The organism is Kineosphaera limosa NBRC 100340 (assembly GCF_000298215.1).
Lineage (GTDB): Bacteria > Actinomycetota > Actinomycetes > Actinomycetales > Dermatophilaceae > Kineosphaera > Kineosphaera limosa.
The window spans coordinates 18,420-35,420 of the sequence record NZ_BAHD01000069.1 but is presented as its reverse complement, the minus strand read 5'-3'; the positions used below and the strand labels follow the sequence as shown (position 1 = coordinate 35,420).

The following is a 17,001-nucleotide window of genomic DNA, read 5'->3' as shown; positions in this document are numbered from 1 at the left end:
GGCGGTCTGCCGGGTCGCGAGGCAGGTGGCCGCCGACAACGGGGCCCGGATGACCCGGTGTCGGGCCGCCGGCGCCGGGGCGGCCGTGAGCCTGCCCGTGGCGACAGGCGGAGCGCGCGATCGCCCGGCCTCCGAATCCGGCGGCGGCACCGGCCGTTCGCTGGGATCGCCCGGATCGGTGGAGGTCGAAACGGCCGTCGACGTGCCGCCACCGCTGGACACCTTCGGGCCGGCGCGCGGCCACGCGATCGCCGGATCGAAGTGAGGGCCCCGCGAAAGCCGCTTCGTGGGCCGTCAGATCAGGCTGCGGCCAAAAGGAGGAAATCGTTAGTGCGAGTCGCCGGAACATTCGGTCAGAAGGAGGTCCAGCAAGAGTACGGATGCGGCTTTGTCGAGGGGCTCGTTGCCATTTCCGCACTTCGGTGACTGAACGCACGCGGGGCACCCTGATTCGCACGGGCAGTCGGCCACCACCGCGCGGGTATTGCGCAGCCAGTCTTGCCGTTGTTCAAAGCCGCGTTCGGCGATTCCGGCGCCGCCGGCGTGCCCGTCGTAGATGAGGACCGTCGGCAGCCCGGTGTCGGGATGCAGCGCCGTCGACACCCCGCCGATGTCCCAGCGGTCGGCCTGCGCCACCAACGGCAGCAGGCCGATCGCGGCGTGCTCGGCGGCGTGCGCGGCCCCGGGAACGGCGGCCTGCGCCACCCCGACCGCCGCCAACGCCTCGGGGGTGATCGTCCACCACGTCGCCCGCGTCGGTAACTGTCGCTCGGGTAGCTGCAACGGATGCTCGCCCAGCACCGACCCGTCCGGTGCGCGGCGCAGGAACGAGGTCACTTGCTGACGCACGGTCACGTGCCCATGCGCAACGGTGACCGGACCGGCGGCCCGCGAACTCAGCACGCCGACGATGTCGAAGGCGCCCACCGATCGGGCCTGCGTGCGCCAGCCCGGGTCGCCGCGGGCGACCAGCGCCGTGCCGCCCACCAGGTCGAGGTCGGTGACGACGTACGGCCGCTGCTGATGGACGTACACGGCTCCCGTGTGCACGACCGCATCGGCCCGCGGCACATCGACGGTGCCCAGCACCCGCCCGCTGAGCGACTCCACGATCTCGACCGTCGAGCCCGCCCCGCGCAGCCCGGTCAGGTCGGTCGCCCGCTCCTGACGGGTCCAGTACCAACCGCCGCGGCGAGCCCGCAGCAGCCCACGACGCACCAACTCCTGCGCCAGCGGCCCCACCTGCGGGCCGAAGTAGGCCTCGTCCGCGGGCGTCAAGGCCACCTCCGCGGCCGCCGCCGCCAGGTGCGGGAGCAGCACGTAGGGGTTCTGCGGATCCATGCCGCACCCCTCCGAGCCGGCTCCCAGCACCGCCTGCGGGTGCCCCACGAGGAAGTGGTCGAGCGGATCGTCGGAGGCGATGAGCACCGCCAGGCTCTCGCGACCCGAACGGCCCGCGCGCCCCGCCCGCTGCCACAGCGCCGACCGAGTCCCCGGCCAACCGGCCAACACCACGGCGTCGAGGCCGCTGATGTCGATGCCCAGTTCGAGCGCGCTCGTCGCCGCCAGCCCCCGCAGTCGACCGTCGCGCAGCCGGGCCTCCAAGTCGCGCCGCTCTTCGGGAAGGTAACCGCCTCGATAGGCGGCGACGCTCGATGCCAGGCCCAGATCGAGCGACTCCAACCGGTGGGTCGCCCGGTCGGCCACGACCTCCACCCCGAGCCGAGAACGCGCGAACGCCACCGTCTGCACGCCGCGCCCCACCAGGTCGGCCAGCAGGTCACCGGCCCGGGTCAAGGCGCTCACCGGCTCGTCCGCCGCCGGGCCGGCGGCGGTCCGCGGGTCGACGAACGCCACCGTCATCGCCGCTCGAGGCGAGCCGTCGTCGGTGATCGGCTGGACCGGCAGCCCCGTCAACCGCTGCGCGTGCGCCCCCGACTCGGCGATCGTGGCCGACGCCAGCGCGAACGTCGGGGCCGCACCGTAGTACGCGGCCACTCGCCGCAGCCGCCGCAGCACCGCTGCCACGTGCGCGCCGAACACCCCACGGTAGACGTGACATTCGTCGACGACCACGTATCGCAGCCCCCGCCAGAAGCTCGCCCACGCCTCGTGCGCGGGCAGCATGCCGGCGTGCAGCATGTCCGGATTCGTCAGCACGAGCCCCGCGTGCCTGCGAATCCAGCGGCGTTCGTCGCTCGGAGTGTCCCCGTCGTAGGTCGCCACCCGAACGTGCGACAGGCCCAAGGCCTCGATGTGCTGCGCCTGGTCGGCGCCCAGGGCCTTGGTCGGCGACAGGTAGAGCGCCGTCGCGCGCCCGGCGCAGGACTGCTGCGCCGCGGCGATATCGGTGAGCACCGGCAGCAGGTAGGCCAGGCTCTTACCGGATGCCGTCCCGGTCGTCAGCACGACGTGGCGCCCCTCGTGCAGCGCCTGCGCCGCCTGCGCCTGATGCGACCACAGCCGCGCCACCCCCCGCTCCGTCAGCTCGCCGCGCAGCTGCCCGTCCACCCATGCTGGGTACTGCGCGAACCGCGCCTCCCGCGCGGGCAGCCGGGCCACGTGGGCGAGGCGTGCGTGCTCGGCGCGGCGCAGCACCGCCAGCCCCGCGTCGACCGGGTCGAAGGTCGCGGCGGCCACCACTGGATGCGTCGAAGTGCTCATGGTGCCTCCACGGTAGGTGTCGGCACCGACAAGCCGGGGTCGCTCGCCCCACAGGAGGCTCTGGGGGGGCCTGGGTGGGGCGAGCCTGGCTCGATACAGTGCTCTCGACTCCCGTCGAGAGTGAGGAGACACGGGTGGAACTTCTGTTGTCCTGCACGAATGAGGGGCCCGTCACGATCGTCGACGTGCAGGGCGACATCGACGCGTTGTCCGCCCCCGCGCTGCAGGAACGACTGGAGATGTACGTCGCGGCGGGCCAGCGGCACCTGGTGCTCGACCTGTCGGGTGTCCCCTTCATGGACTCGACCGGCCTTGGTGTCCTGGTGGGCGTGCTCCGCTTGGCGCGCGCCCACGGCGGCTCCATGCGACTGGTGGCTCCCTCCGAGCGAGTGCTGCGCATCATGGCCATCACCGGGCTCGACGAGATCTTCGAGACCGCGCCGTCGCGCGACGACGCCGTCTCGGCTACCCGCTCGCAGGACAGCCGGACTCTCGACGACTGACCCGTTTCAGGGAGTTAACGGGTGGGTAAGTGTGGAACCTTCTCCTGGCCCCGTCGGTTCTCCTAAGGTGAAGAGGGTCGGCGACCTCGTTTATTGCGCGCGCGTGGTCTGAGTCCTCGTCAAGTCGCCCCATGGTGGTCCAGCCCAGGAGCCACGAGTCGTACAACTGCTGTCAGGCAGGAGACACGTGCCCCGCACTCTCTACTCGGCGACCGCCCGCACCTGTGAGCAGCTGCGCGGTCGGCGAGTCACCGAACTCCCCGCCGTCGAGCGCGATGCGCTGACAGCGGATCTGCTCGCGCGCGCGGCGGATGCACCCGAGTCCGAGCGCCAGGTTCTGCTCGATGAGGTCGTCCTGCTCAACGGGCCCGTCGCCGAGGCGATCGCCGCGCGCTACCGGGCTCGCGGCATCGAATCGGACGACCTGCTGCAGGTCGCTTATCTTGGCCTCGTCAAAGCGTCACAAGGGTACAAACAGGGCGAAGGCCCCGCCTTCCTCGCATACGCCGTTCCCACGATCTCCGGCGAACTCAAGCGCCACTTTCGGGACTTCGGGTGGATGGTGCGACCGCCGCGCCGCCTGCAGGAGTTGCGCGCGGCGGCCGTGAACGTGGGCGCCAGCCTGCAACACGACCTCGGGCGCCCGGCCACCGACGCCGAGGTCGCGCAAGCCCTCGACGTCTCCCTCAGCGAGCTCGGTGAACTGGAGTTGGCCGACGGTTGCTACAGCGCCCTGTCGCTCGACGCGACGGGCCCCGGTGACTCCACCGTCGTGCTCGCAGACCTGCTCGTCGATGAGTCGGCCGAGTACGAACACGTCGAGGACCGCGAGATGCTGCGTCCAGCTCTGGAGATGCTCAGCGATCGCGACCGCAAGATCCTGCTGCTGCGCTTCGTCCGCGGCTTCACCCAGGAGCAGATCGGCAACGAGATCGGGGTCAGCCAGATGCAGGTCTCTCGCCTGCTGACCCGCATCCTCTCGAGTCTGCGCGACGAACTGAGCGAGCCGGCCGAGGTGGGTTGAGGTCCTAGCCTGTTCGTAGCAGGGGGCCCTCGGCGTCACGAATGTCAGATTTGCGAGAATCTTGTGGCGGGCCTCGACCGAGGCTTGTTCGATTCAGGCCACTTCGAGGAGGTGCAGTGAACGAGGCAGGTGCTGCCGATTTCGCGCACATCGCCATGGCTCTTCACGGGGCCGACGGTGTCGGCGCCACGTTGGACCGCATCGCCGAGCTGGCCCGGGCCACCGTCGACTGCGACATGTGCGGCGTCATGGTCGTGCACAAGGGCAAGCGGGTCGAGACTGCCGCTGTCACGAGCGAACTGGTGCGCCGGGCCGACGAACTGCAGATCGAAGTCGGAGAGGGCCCGTGCCTGCAAGCGATCGAGGCGCAGTCGGTTTTCATCATCGCCGACACGATGACCGAGGATCGCTGGCCGGTCTGGAGCCGCGCCGTCGTCGATCTCGGCGTTCGCAGCGTGCTCTCGATCCGCCTGTTCACCCGTCAGCAGACGATCGGCTCGCTGAACCTGTACTCCGCGCAGCCGAATCACTTCACCCCGGCGGACGCGGCCATCGGGGGGATCTTCGCGGGCCACGCGTCCGTGGCGCTGGCGGCGGCGCAGACGGAGTCGGGCCTGCGGGAGGCCATGGAGAGTCGCCACCTCATCGGCTTGGCCCAAGGCATTCTCATGGAGCGCTTCGACCTGGACCAGGAGCAGGCCTTCGCGGTGCTGCGCCGCTACAGCCAGGACCGCAACATCAAACTGCGCAGTGTTGCCCAGCACGTCGTGCAGGAGCGCGCGCTGCCGGAGTAGCGGCGTGAGAGTGTCGTGCCATGAGCACCCCCACGCCCATCGTCGTGCCCGATCTGTTGCCGCGTCTGCGCGCCGATCTCATGGCGGCGGGGTTCACGGTGGCGGGAGTGCAGGCGCACCTCGGGCCGGTCGTCGCCGGAGCGCTCATGCGCGAGCAGGCGTTGCCTGCCGAGCGCGCCACCCGCGACGACGGGCACCCGTTGTCGGCACTTATCCGCCTCTTCACGCTGGGTGTGGAGGTGCCCTTCGAGGCCGTGGACGCCGCCCTGCCGACGCTGCGGGCGCAGGGTCTGCTGGCTTTGGGCCTGGCGCAGCGTTCGGGCGCGGACGTGGCGGCCCTGTGCGATCTGCGGCCGTACGGGACGCAGGACCAGGACTGGTGGGTCGCCTCCGACCTGTCCGTCTCCAGCCGGCGCGGACCGCTGGAGCCCGACCACGTGCTCGGCATCGGGGCAGCCTCGCTGACCCTCGCCTCGTGGACCCCGCGCCCCCAGGTGCGCCGGGCGTTGGACATCGGGGTGGGCTGCGGCATCCAGGCGCTGCACCTACGCGACCACTGCGAGCAGATCGTGGCGACCGACATCTGCGCCCGCGCCCTGGAGTTCGCCCGGTTCAACGCCGCCTTGGCGGGCCAGGAGTGGGAGTTGCGGGCGGGCAGCCTCATGGAGCCGGTGGCCGGAGAGGTCTTCGACCTCATCGTCAGCAATCCGCCGTTCGTCATCACGCCGCGGGCGGCGCGGGTGCCCATGTTCAGTTACCGCGACGGCGGGCGCGCCGGTGACGAGATCGTGCAGGACGTGGTGCGCGGTGTGGGGGCGCTGCTCGCCCCCGGTGGCGTGGCGCATTTCATCGGCAACTGGGAGATCCGCGACGGCGCGCACTGGCGCGACCGCTGGCACGAGTGGCTGACGGGCACGGGCCTGGACGCCTGGGTGGTTCAGCGCGAGGTGCAGGATCCGGCGCAGTATGCCCAGCTCTGGGCGCGCGACGGCGGCCACCTGCCGGGCTCGTGGATCCACGACGAGCTGTACGCGGCCTGGCTGGCGGACTTCACGGACCGCGGCGTCGAAGGGGTCGGCTTCGGTGTGGTGACCCTGCAGCGGCCGCAGGTCGAGCGGGAGCCCTTCGTGGACCTCGTGGAGGTGACCGGCCCGGTGGCCGCGCCGATGGGGCCGACCGTGTTGGCGGGCATGGCCGCCCGCACCTGGCTGGCCGAGCACGACGACGACGCGGTGCTCGACGTCGCGTGGGTTGTCGCGCCAGACGTCACGCTGGAATCCCATCGTCGGCCGACGGATGCGCAGCCGCAGGTCATGCTGGTGCGCCAAGGGGGCGGGCTGCGCGTGAGTCGGCAGGTGGACACGACGACGGCCGCGCTGCTGTCGGTCTGCGACGGCGACCTGAGCGCGCGGGCGGCCCTGGCCGCGATCGACGCAGTCCTGGCCGCGACGGAGCCGGAGGTCGAGCCCGAGGAGGACACCGGCTCCGGGGCGCAGCACGACCAGGTGGCGGTGATTCGGGCGCTCGTCGCGGACGGGATCTTGGTGCCGGACTGACCGGGTCGACGATCGCGCCGCGTCGCAGGTCAGCGGGCCTGCAAAGCGCCCAGAAGTGCTTGCGGAGCGCTCGCGGATCGAGGTCGGGGGACCTTCGGCAATTCCGCCGATGCCCTCGATAGGCGTTACGGTGCCTAGCGCAGGGCGTGTCGCGGCTCAGATCGATCCACTCGATCCGGACCTCGGGGTGTCCAGATCGGGGGAGTCTTGAGGAGCCGGAGGACCAGCAGGTGAGCAACAGCCAACAGCGACGGCTCGTGATCGTGGAGTCACCGAACAAGGTGAAGTCGATCGCGGCCTACCTGGGGGATGGGTACGACGTCGAGGCGTCGGTGGGTCACATCCGAGACCTGCCCAACCCCAGCGAGTTGCCCGCCGACATGAAGAAAGGTCCGTACGGCAAGTTCGCCGTCGACGTCGACAACGACTTCGACCCGTACTACGTCATCGACTCGGACAAGAAGAAGAAGGTCACCGAGCTGCGCCGGGCCCTCAAGGAGGCCGACGAGCTGCTGCTGGCGACCGATGAGGACCGCGAGGGTGAGGCCATCGCCTGGCACCTCAAGGAGGTGCTCAAGCCCAAGGTTCCGGTCAAGCGGATGGTGTTCCACGAGATCACCAAGGAGGCCATCCAGCGGGCCGTGCACAACACCCGCGACCTGGATACGCGCCTGGTCGACGCGCAGGAGACCCGCCGGATCCTCGACCGCCTCTACGGCTACGAGGTCTCGCCGGTGCTGTGGCGCAAGGTCCGCCAGGGCCTGTCCGCCGGGCGCGTGCAGTCGGTCGCGACCCGTATCATCGTCGAGCGGGAGCGCGAGCGGATGGCGTTCCGCGTGGCCTCCTACTGGGACGTCTCGGCGCGCTTCGCCCCGCAGGCCGCCGCCGGGGAGGAGTTCGGCGCCCGGCTCAGCGCCGTCGACGGCGCCCGGGTGGCGATCGGGCGCGACTTCGCCGACGACGGCACCCTCAAGACCGCCGCCGCGCTGCACCTCGACGAGGCCGGCGCCACCGCCGTCGCGACCGCCGTTGCCGCCGCGGTCGGCACGGTGACCGAGGTCGCCGAGAAGCCGTACACGCGCCGCCCCTCCGCGCCGTTCATGACCTCCACGTTGCAGCAGGAGGCCTCCCGCAAACTGCGGCTGAGCAGCCGCAACGCGATGCGGGTGGCACAGCGGCTGTACGAGAACGGCTACATCACCTACATGCGCACCGACTCCACGACCCTGTCGGAGTCAGCGCTGACCGCGGCGCGCAGCCAGGCGCGCGACATGTACGGCGCCGAGTACGTGCCCGAGCAGCCGCGGCGCTACGAGAAGAAGGTGAAGAACTCCCAGGAGGCGCACGAGGCGATCCGCCCCGCCGGCGACCGCTTCCGCACTCCGGCGCAGGTCGCCGGGGAGCTGCGGGGCGAGGACTTCGCCATGTACGAGTTGATCTGGAAGCGCACGATCGCCTCCCAGATGGCGGATGCCCGCGGCTCGACCGCCTCGGTGAAGATCAGCGTGCCGCTCTCCGGTGTGGAGGCGGCCGGCGGCCCGCGCGAGGTGGCCGAGTTCTCCGCCTCCGGCACCGTCATCACCTTCCGCGGCTTCCTGGCCGCCTACGAAGAAGGCCGCGACGAGGAGGAGAGCGCAGCCGCTACGGCGCGTGAACAGAACCGCCGTCTGCCCAAGCTGGGCGAGGGCGTGCGCCTCGACATCCCGCACGCGCAGGCCGACGGCCACGAGACGAGCCCGCCGCCGCGGTACACCGAGGCGACCCTCGTCAAGGCCATGGAGGAGTTGGGCATCGGCCGCCCGTCGACGTACGCGGCGACGGTCACGACGATCCAGGACCGCGGGTACGTGGGGCAGCGCGGCAACGCCCTGGTGCCGCGGTGGCTGGCGTTCGCGGTGACCCGGTTGCTCGAGGAGCACTTCCCGCGGCTCGTGGACTACCAGTTCACGGCCCGCATGGAGGAGGACCTCGACGAGATCTCCAACGGCGACCTCGGCCGCGTCGACTGGCTGCAGCGGTTCTACTTCGGCGACGAGGCACGCTCCCAGGAGGGCTTGCGCGCCCTCGTCGAAGACCTCGGCGACATCGACGCCCGCGAGATCAGCACGATCCCCCTCGGCGACGGCATGGTGGTGCGTGTCGGCCGCTACGGCCCCTACGTGCAGGACCTGGCCGACGACGCCGAGCAGCCCCGCCGCGCGTCCGTGCCCGACGACGTGGCGCCCGACGAGATGACGCCGGAGCGCGCGCGTGAGCTGATGGAGCTGGCCTCCGACGACGGACGGGTGCTCGGGCTCGACCCGGTCAGCGGGCACGAGATCGTCGCCAAGGCTGGCCGTTACGGCCCGTACGTCACCGAGGTGCTGCCCGACCCGCAGACTCCGGCGGCGTCGACGACCGAGGCCGACAAGCCCAAGCGCGGCCGCAAGGTCGCCAAGCCCAAGCCCCGCACGGCCAGCCTGTTCAAGGGCATGGAGCTGTCCACCGTGGACCTCGACACGGCGCTGAAGCTGCTGTCGCTGCCGCGGGTCGTCGGGCTCGACGGCGAAGGCCAGGAGATCACCGCGCAGAACGGCCGCTACGGGCCCTACCTCAAGCGCGGCACCGACTCCCGCTCGCTGACCAGCGAAGAGCAGCTCTTCGACATCAGCCTGGAGGAGGCGCTGGCGATCTACGCCCAGCCCAAGCAGCGCGGCCGGGCCGCCGCCAAGCCGCCGCTGGCCGAACTGGGCGCAGACCCCGTCTCCGGTAAGCCGGTCGTGGTCAAGGACGGGCGCTTCGGCCCGTACGTCACCGACGGCGAGACCAACGCGACCCTGCGCCGCGACGACGACCCCGAGACGATCACCGCCGAGCGGGGCTTCGAGCTGCTCGCCGAGAAGCGCGCCAAGGGCCCGACGACCCGACGCACGGCCAAGAAGACGACGACGCGCAAGACCGCCGCGAAGAAGACGACGGCCAAGAAGACCACCGCCAAGAAGGCCACCGCGAAGAAGACCAGCCCGACGTCGAAGGGCTGAGCGTGTCGGCTGCTGGCGCGCCGGACGACGGGACGCTGCTGCTGCGGCAGCGGGTCGTCGGGCGCTCGGACCGGCTCGTCATGGCCATCGTCAATCGCACCCCGGACTCGTTCTACGACCGGGGCTCCACGTGGGCGCTCGATCGCGCGCTGGAGCGGGTGACCCAGGCCGTCGCCGCGGGCGCCGACATCGTCGACATCGGCGGCGTCAAGGCCGGGCACGGACCCCCGGTCGACGAGGCGGAGGAGATCGAGCGGGTGGTGCCGTTGGTGCGGCTCGTGCGGCAGCGGTGGCCCGAGGTGATCGTCAGCGTCGACACGTGGCGGGCCGGTGTGGCCCGACGGGCCTGTGAGGCCGGGGCGGACCTGCTCAACGACGCCTGGGGCGGCACCGACCCGCAGCTGGCGCGGGTGGCGGCCGAGTTCGACGTGGCGCTCGTGTGCACGCACACCGCCGGGATCGCGCCGCGCACCAATCCGCACCGCATCGAGTACGACGACGTCGTCGCCGACGTCGTGCGCGACTGTTCCCGGCTGGCGCAGCGGGCGCTGGACGTCGGCGTCGATCCGCGCCGCATCATCGTCGACCCAGCTCACGACTTCGCCAAGACGACCGCGCACTCGCTGGAGGTGACCCGCCGCCTCGGTGAGCTCGTCGCGCTCGGCTGGCCGGTGCTCGTGTCGGTCTCCCGCAAGGACTTCGTCGGCGAAACCCTCGACCTGCCCACGGACGAGCGGCTGCCCGGCACCCTGGCCGCCACGGTCGTCGCAGCCTGGCTCGGCGCGCGCATCCACCGGGTGCACGATGTTGCGGCCGTGCGTCAGGCGCTCGACATGACCCGCGCGATCGCCGGGGACGCACCCCCGTTGGTGGCCGTGCGGGGGCTGCGATGAGCCTGGCCGCGGTGGTTTTCCTGCCGCACCCGCCGTTGCTGCTGCGGGAGAACGCCGGCGCGATCGACGTGGCCGCTGGCCTGCGATCCGCCTGCGTTCAGGCGTTGCGGGAGGCGCTGGCGCAAACCGTCGGGCCGGGCGGCGAGCCGCGGATCGTGGTGCTGACGGGGCGCGGGCGATCCTCGCCCCGATTCAGCGGGCCGCCGCTCGGGGTGCGGGTGGGTCGACAGCTGCTCGACGCGGCCGGCGTCACCGATGTGGCCGCCGTCGAATCTGTCGTGGTGGGCGACGCGGAGCGGGCTGGACAGGAGGCCGCCGAGCGGGTGCGGGGACTGTGCCAGCAGCCGGGCCCGGTGCTGCTCGTGGTGCTGGCGGACGGCAGCGCGCGACGGGACGAGGGGTCGCCGGGGCTGCCCGACGAACGGGCCCGGGCGTTCGACGAGCGCTTTCTCGCCGCGGTGGGCTGCGGCGATGCCCCGGCGCTCGCGGGCCTGGCGGCCGGCGGGTCGGATGCCGAGTTGCTGCTCGAGGGTCGGCCGGCGTTGCGGGCGGCGGGGCGGGCGATCACGGAGCTGCCGGTGCGGGTCGCTCCGCTCTTCGCCGAGCTGCACGACGACCTCGGGGTCGCCTACGTCGTGGGCGGATGGCGATGCGAGTCCTGCTGAACGACACCGGAGCCGGACCGGGGCCGGGCAGCGTCATCGACCTGGCGACATCGCAGGGCCGGCTGGCGCTCCAATCCTTGTATCTCACACCTGGTACAGAACCGTGGCTGCGTTCGAACATGGTGAGCACCCTGGACGGCGCGGCGCGCGGATCGGACGGGCGCAGCGGGTCGATCAACACCTCCGCCGACGTGGCGGTCTTCGCCTCGCTGCGGGCCTGGTCCGACGCGGTCATCGCCGGCGCCGCAACCGTGCGGATCGAGGGTTACGGCCCCGTCCGGACCGCCGACGAGTGGGCGCCGGCGCGGGGCCTACGCCCACCGCATCCGACGCTCGTGGTGGTCAGCGGTCGCGCGCAGGTGCCGGCTGCGCTGCTCGACGGCTCCATCGAAGCCCACGGCGGACCGGTGCTGCTGGCCACGACGCGGGCCGCGGGGCCCGATCGGCTCGCCCGCGCCCGCGCGACGCTCGGGGTCGACGGCGTGCTGATCGCCGGGGGCGACCGCGTCGACCCGGCCCGCCTCGTCGCCGAGCTGACCGACCGCGGCTACCACCGCCTCCTGTGCGAAGGCGGCCCGCACCTGCTCGGTGACGTCGTCGCGGCCGGAGCGCTCGACGAATGGTGCGAAACCCTCGTGCCTCGGTTGGCCGGCGGCGATGCCCCCCGCATCCTCGCGGGCGGCGGCGTGCCGGCGCGACTGGCGGATCTGCGGCCGGTGCTGCTGCTGGAGGCCGACGGCGCCCTCATCGGCCGCTGGGTGCCGTCGGTTGCGGCCCGCTGGGGCGACAGTCAGCCGGCCTCGCGCAGCACCTGCGCCAGCAGGTAGGCCTCGGCTCCGCCCAAGCCCACCGAGAAGTAGCCGGTGAGGTCGCCCGGACCGCGAATGCCGTCGACCTCCGGCAGTCCCCGCCACAGCACCTCGCCGAGGTTGAGCAGGCACGGCGGGTCGGGGGTCGTCGTGAGGATGTTCGGCGGGCTGTACCCGGCGACCTGGTCGACGGAGTCGGTGACGGCCAGCCCCAGCCGGTCGAGCAGGTCGAGACCGAACTCGTGGTGCCCCACCTGTTTGGGGCCGATGGTGGCCAGGTAGGTGCCGCGCGCGAGCCAGTCGGCCTGCACCACCGGGGTCGAGCTGTGCGTCGCCAGCACGACGACCGGCATCCCCTCGACCGCCTCCCGCGCGTGAGCCACCGCTACCGCCGGCACGCCCAACTCGTCGCGGGCCCGCTGCGCGAACCGCTCGCGCCGCGTGGCGTCGCGGGAGTGCACCCGCACCTCCTGCCAGTCGCGCACGTCGGCCAGCGCCCACAGTTGATGCCAGGCCTGCCGGCCGGTGCCCACGAGCCCGAGCCGGTCGGCCTCCGGAGCGGTGAGGGCGGCCGTGGCGATGGCCGTCACCGACCCGCAGCGTCGCGGCGCCAGCGCAGAACCCACGTGGATGCCGCTGACGGTGCCGCGCTCCTCGTCGTAGACGACGGTCACGTCCTCGACCCGGCCGTCGCCGGGCGCCAGGTACGAGCGAAAGCCGAACCAACCCCCCTCCGGGGCGTGTGCCTGCCCCGCGGTGAGCCGCAGCCGCCGCTGTCCGAGCTGCGCGTCGGCCCGCGCCGGCGCCGACAGTTCTCCGAACGTGTGCGCCTTGAGGGCCGCGCGCATCCACTCCCGTGTGCGGGTCGGCGTCAACCATCGCCCGACGTCGTCATCTGTGAGGATCTGCACACTCATGCCTTCAGTGTCGGCACTTCACCGCGTCGATGCAGGCTGTGGGCGTCCCCAGCGCCGCCGTCGGGTGGGTCCGGTGTGGCGAAACCCGCACCGGCGGCAGGTGGCTGGGGACCAATGGGCTCTCAGGAATCTTCGAGCCTGGTCGATGGGGGCGGCGATAGACCACAAGACATGCAGGCTCGTCTCGACCTTGGGCGCGCCATCACGATGAGGGGACTTGAGTGTTCAGCAACCGCAACCGAGGTGCCTCTGCTCAGGCGACCTCCAGTCACCACGACGAGGAGCTTCGCGGCTACGTCGAAGCCCTGAACACCGTCTCCCAGCGGATGGCGACCGCGAGCACCCCTCATGACGTGCTGCAGGTCGCCCTCGATGTTGTGCGCAACGCCTTCCAGTGCAACTACGCCTCGTGCTGGTGGATCGACCCCAAGGACCAGGTGCTGAAGTTCCGCCAGGAGTCCGGCCAGGTCAGCCCCGAGTTCCGCCAGGTGACCCAGACCGCGACGTTCCCCAAGGGCGTCGGCCTGGCCGGCCGGGTGTGGGCCCAGCGTGAACTCGTCTTCGTCGCCGACCTCGCCCAGGTCAACGACTGTGTCCGCGCCCCCGTCGCCAAGCGCTCCGGCATCGAGGCCGCCGTGGCGTTCCCGCTGATCCGCGAGAACCAGGTCGTCGGCACGATGGACTTCATGGCCGACCCCGAGCACGTGCCCGGCCCGGTGCGCCTGACGGTGCTCGACACCGTCGGTCAGCTCGTGTCGCAGGCGCTGGAGCGGGTGCTGGAGGCCGAGCGCCGCGAGGAGATGGAGCACGACATGGCCGCGATCAACGCGGTCGTGCGGGTCATCGCCGACTCCAACACCGAAGAGGCCGCCATCAAGGGCGCCCTGGACACCACCCGCAACGAGTTCGGCTGGGAGTACGGCTCCTTCTGGGCACTGGACGAGAACGAGCGCGTGCTGCGCAACTCGCTGGAGTCCGGCGGCGCCGGGGCGGAGTTCCAGCAGGTCACCCGCGAGGCGACCTTCGCCGAGGGAGTCGGCGTGGCCGGTCGCGCGTGGAAGAGCCGCGACATGGTGTTCGAGCCCGACCTGGGCCTGGTCACCGACTGTGTCCGCGCCCCCGCCGCGCAACGCGCCGGCGTCAAGTCCGGTGTCTGCATGCCGATCATCGTGCACGGCAGCGTCGTCGGCACCATGGACTTCTTCACCACCAAGGAAATCGTCCTGTCCGGCGACCGGGAGCGGGCGCTGCGGAACACCGCCTTCCTCGTGTCCAACGCCATCGAGCGCCACCGCGCCCAGGCCCGCACGGAGACCGCCGGTCAGGAGCTGCTCAGCTCGATCACCGAGGTCGAGCGCAATGTCGTCGAGGCCTCGAACGTGGCCGCCGACGCGCAGCGCCTCACCGAGGAGGCCAGCAAGATCGTCAACAGCCTCAACACCAGCTCGGTCGAGATCGGCAACGTCGTCAAGGTCATCACGTCGATCGCCGAGCAGACCAACCTGCTGGCCCTCAACGCGACGATCGAGGCCGCGCGCGCCGGTGACGCCGGTAAGGGCTTCGCCGTCGTCGCCAACGAGGTCAAGGATCTGGCGCGCGAGACCGCCAAGGCCACCGAAGAGGTCGACTCCAAGGTCTCGGCCATCCAGAGTGACGCCGGCTCGGTCGTGCACGCCCTGCAGGGTGTCGCCCAGACCGTCGAGCGGATCAACGAGGCGCAGAACATCATCTCCGGTGTGCTCACCGAGCAGAGCGCCGTGACCCGCAGCGTGCTGCAGGGCTGACCCAAACTGCCCGTCGCCAGGCCGTCGCCCCCGCTTGGGGCGGCGGCCTGCGCGTGTCCTCACCCGTAGGCATTTCTCGGTATATCTGGGGTGGGGCGTGCCACAGGACCGTCGCTCAAGTGGGTACCGGGTGCGCCGATGGGGAGTGCGTACCCGGGCGCCGTCCCCGCGCTCGCCCCGACTCGAAGGATCATTCGGACATGGACGTCGCCGCTCTGGCCCAGACCATCCTCATGAATCGCAACGCCAGCGCCATGCAGGATGCGCAGGTCTCCCTGCTGCGCAAGGCGATGGATGTCGAAGCCAACGCCGCCGTGCAGCTCATCGACAAGATGGCCCTGCCGCTGGCCACCGAGGGTGCCGTGGGGCGCAACGTCAACACCTACGCCTGAGCCTGCCTGAGGTTGGCTGAGCTTGTCGGTGGCCTCGCCTAGGCTGCCGGTATGACCAGCACCCCGGCCAACGACCCCGCCCCGCGCGGGGTCTTCGTCGTCTTCGAGGGAGGCGACGGCGCGGGTAAGTCCACGCAGGTCGCGCTGCTCAGCCAGTGGTTGGGCGAGCGCGGGGTCGAACACGTTCTGACCCGCGAGCCCGGCGGTACGGCGCTGGGCACGCGGCTGCGGGAGCTGCTGCTGCACGTCGAAGACGGCGGCCCCGTGCCACGGGCCGAGGCGTTGCTGTTCGCGGCGGACCGCGCCCAGCACGCCGCCACGCTCGTACGGCCCGCCCTGGCGGCGGGGCGGTGGGTGGTCAGCGACCGCTATATCGACTCCTCGATCGCGTATCAGGGCGGCGGCCGCGACCTCGACACCGACGAGGTCGCGCGGCTCTCCGCATGGGCAACCGACGAGCTCGTGCCCGATCTGACGGTGCTGCTCGACGTGCCCGTCGCGGTCGGCGCGCAGCGGCGGCGCAGCGCGGCGGCACCAGAAGATCGGATGGAGTCGGAGTCGGTGCGTTTTCACGAGCAGGTCGCGCAGCGGTTTCGGCAGTTGGCGGAGGCCGCGCCGCAGCGCTACCTCGTACTCGACGCCACCGCAGAGCCTGCGGCGCTGTCAGCGGCCGTTCGCGACCGGATCGATGCCCTTCGCGGTGCCCTTCCAGACGGCCTGCCGGACGGCCACACAGAGCGTTCGGGGGTGCGGCCGTGAGCGTCTGGGACGATCTGGTCGGACAGTCGCGCACGGTCGAGACGCTGAGCGCGGCGGTCGCCGATCCAGCGCGGATGACGCACGCCTGGCTGCTGACCGGCCCCCCCGGCTCCGGGCGCAGTAACGCGGCGCGGGCGTTCGCGGCGGCGCTGCTATGCCCCGACCAGGGCTGTGGCCAGTGCCGGGAGTGCCGCACCGCCCTCGACGGTACGCACGCCGACGTCGAGGTCGTCGCCACGCGCGGGCTGTCGATCCAGGTGCAGCAGGCCCGCGAGTTGGCGTTGCTGTCGGCGCACCGCCCGTCGGTGGGGCCGCGGCGCATCATCATCGTCGAAGACGCCGACCGCCTGACCGAGCGGGCGGCCGATGCGCTGCTCAAGGCCATCGAGGAGCCCGTGGAGCGCACCGTCTGGGTGTTGTGCGCGCCGAGCCTGCAAGACGTCATCGTGACGCTGCGCAGCCGCAGCCGACACGTGCGGCTGCGGACCCCGCCGACGGCCGCGGTGGCCCAGCTGCTGGAGCGCCGCGACGGGATCGACCCGCCGATGGCGCGGTATGCGGCGCGCGCCGCGCAGAGCCACATCGGGCTGGCCCGTCGGCTGGCCCGCGACGAGGGTGCCCGCATCCGCCGCCGCGACACCGTGTTGTTGGCCAACCGCATCCGCACGACCGCCGATGCCGTCGCCGCCGCCGCCGACCTGGTCTCGATCGCCGACGAGGAGTCCGGTTCGGCGGGCGCGCAACGCGACGCCGCCGAGCGGGCCCGGCTGCTGGAGACCTTGGGCGCCGATCCGTCGGCCCGCACTCAGCCGCTGGCGGTGCGGGCCCGGATCGCGGCCCTGGAAAAAGAGCAGAAGACGCGCGCGACACGGTTCGCCCGCGACGTCGTCGACCGCTCCCTCATCGACCTCATGTCGATCTATCGTGATGCGTTGATGGTGCACCTGGCCGCCCCTGTCGAGCTCGTCAACGACGACCTGCGCCCGGAGATCGACAAGCTGGTCCGGCAGCGCAGCCCGGTTCAACTGTTGGCGGCGATGGACGCGATCACCACGGCACGCGAACGGATCGACGCCAACGTGCCCCCGGCGCTGGCCCTGGAGGCGATGGCGGTCGCCCTGCGCATCACGTCAACCGCCCCGGTAGCGTGAGCGCCAACACCCTTCGTCCACCGCACACAAACGCCGGCTGCGCCGTCCCCGCGACGGGCCGACGCCGGCC

At 71.7% G+C, this 17,001-nt stretch carries 15 protein-coding genes; 13 read left to right on the top strand and 2 right to left on the bottom strand.

Annotation, left to right across the window (positions count from 1 at the left end; all coding sequences use genetic code 11):
• A partial coding sequence (locus KILIM_RS17135; RefSeq protein WP_006593995.1) for a hypothetical protein occupies positions 1–265 on the top strand: 265 nt, incomplete at its 5' end.
• 62 nt (positions 266–327) lie between these two features.
• Here KILIM_RS17135 and sftH read toward each other — a convergent pair.
• Entirely contained in the window at positions 328–2,664 is a 2,337-nt protein-coding gene (gene sftH, locus KILIM_RS17130; RefSeq protein WP_051988858.1) for a DEAD/DEAH box helicase, read from the bottom strand.
• A gap of 134 nt (positions 2,665–2,798) precedes the next feature.
• Between sftH and KILIM_RS24390 the strand changes: the two genes are divergently transcribed.
• The 8 genes from KILIM_RS24390 (at position 2,799) to KILIM_RS17090 (ending at position 11,946) form a co-directional block, all read left to right on the top strand.
• Positions 2,799–3,167, top strand: a complete 369-nt coding sequence (locus tag KILIM_RS24390; protein WP_006593993.1) for an STAS domain-containing protein — start codon at positions 2,799–2,801, stop codon at positions 3,165–3,167.
• A 187-nt stretch (positions 3,168–3,354) separates the two neighbouring features.
• Positions 3,355–4,191, top strand: coding sequence for a sigma-70 family RNA polymerase sigma factor (locus KILIM_RS17120; RefSeq protein WP_006593992.1), 837 nt, complete (start codon positions 3,355–3,357; stop codon positions 4,189–4,191).
• Between the two features lie 116 nt (positions 4,192–4,307).
• On the top strand, positions 4,308–4,985 hold the full coding sequence (locus KILIM_RS17115) for a GAF and ANTAR domain-containing protein (RefSeq protein ID WP_006593991.1): 678 nt from the start codon (positions 4,308–4,310) through the stop codon (positions 4,983–4,985).
• Positions 4,986–5,005: 20 nt separating this feature from the next.
• Positions 5,006–6,541 (top strand): DUF7059 domain-containing protein, encoded by a 1,536-nt coding sequence (locus KILIM_RS17110; RefSeq protein ID WP_006593990.1) that lies wholly within the window; start codon positions 5,006–5,008, stop codon positions 6,539–6,541.
• A gap of 230 nt (positions 6,542–6,771) precedes the next feature.
• The gene (gene topA, locus KILIM_RS17105) at positions 6,772–9,561 is read left to right on the top strand and encodes a type I DNA topoisomerase (protein ID WP_006593989.1); all 2,790 of its coding nucleotides are present in this window, start codon (positions 6,772–6,774) and stop codon (positions 9,559–9,561) included.
• A gap of 2 nt (positions 9,562–9,563) precedes the next feature.
• Positions 9,564–10,454: a dihydropteroate synthase gene (folP, locus tag KILIM_RS17100; protein ID WP_006593988.1), complete on the top strand. Its 891-nt coding sequence runs from the start codon at positions 9,564–9,566 to the stop codon at positions 10,452–10,454.
• The gene (locus tag KILIM_RS17095; RefSeq protein WP_006593987.1) at positions 10,451–11,119 is read left to right on the top strand and encodes a class III extradiol ring-cleavage dioxygenase family protein; all 669 of its coding nucleotides are present in this window, start codon (positions 10,451–10,453) and stop codon (positions 11,117–11,119) included. The genes folP and KILIM_RS17095 overlap by 4 nt, the downstream gene beginning before the upstream one ends.
• A complete protein-coding gene (locus tag KILIM_RS17090) occupies positions 11,098–11,946 on the top strand; it encodes a dihydrofolate reductase family protein (protein ID WP_217997129.1) in 849 nt (282 codons plus the stop codon). The genes KILIM_RS17095 and KILIM_RS17090 overlap by 22 nt, the downstream gene beginning before the upstream one ends.
• On the opposite strand, the gene KILIM_RS17085 is transcribed toward KILIM_RS17090, so the two are convergent.
• The gene (locus KILIM_RS17085; RefSeq protein WP_040563707.1) at positions 11,910–12,845 is read right to left on the bottom strand and encodes a hypothetical protein; all 936 of its coding nucleotides are present in this window, start codon (positions 12,843–12,845) and stop codon (positions 11,910–11,912) included. The genes KILIM_RS17090 and KILIM_RS17085 overlap by 37 nt on opposite strands.
• A 221-nt stretch (positions 12,846–13,066) precedes the next feature.
• Here KILIM_RS17085 and KILIM_RS25300 point away from each other — a divergent pair, with 221 nt between their 5' ends.
• From KILIM_RS25300 to KILIM_RS17065, 4 genes are all read left to right on the top strand, one after another.
• Positions 13,067–14,629, top strand: coding sequence for a GAF domain-containing protein (locus KILIM_RS25300; RefSeq protein WP_006593984.1), 1,563 nt, complete (start codon positions 13,067–13,069; stop codon positions 14,627–14,629).
• 200 nt (positions 14,630–14,829) lie between these two features.
• Positions 14,830–15,021, top strand: a complete 192-nt coding sequence (locus KILIM_RS17075; RefSeq protein WP_006593983.1) for a YjfB family protein — start codon at positions 14,830–14,832, stop codon at positions 15,019–15,021.
• 51 nt (positions 15,022–15,072) lie between these two features.
• Positions 15,073–15,780, top strand: coding sequence for a dTMP kinase (gene tmk / locus KILIM_RS17070; RefSeq protein WP_006593982.1), 708 nt, complete (start codon positions 15,073–15,075; stop codon positions 15,778–15,780).
• Positions 15,777–16,931 carry a DNA polymerase III subunit delta' gene (locus tag KILIM_RS17065; RefSeq protein ID WP_006593981.1) on the top strand — a complete coding sequence of 385 codons (1,155 nt, stop codon included), beginning with the start codon at positions 15,777–15,779 and terminating at the stop codon, positions 16,929–16,931. Before tmk ends, KILIM_RS17065 begins: the two co-directional genes overlap by 4 nt.
• The last annotated feature ends 70 nt before the right edge of the window (positions 16,932–17,001 follow it).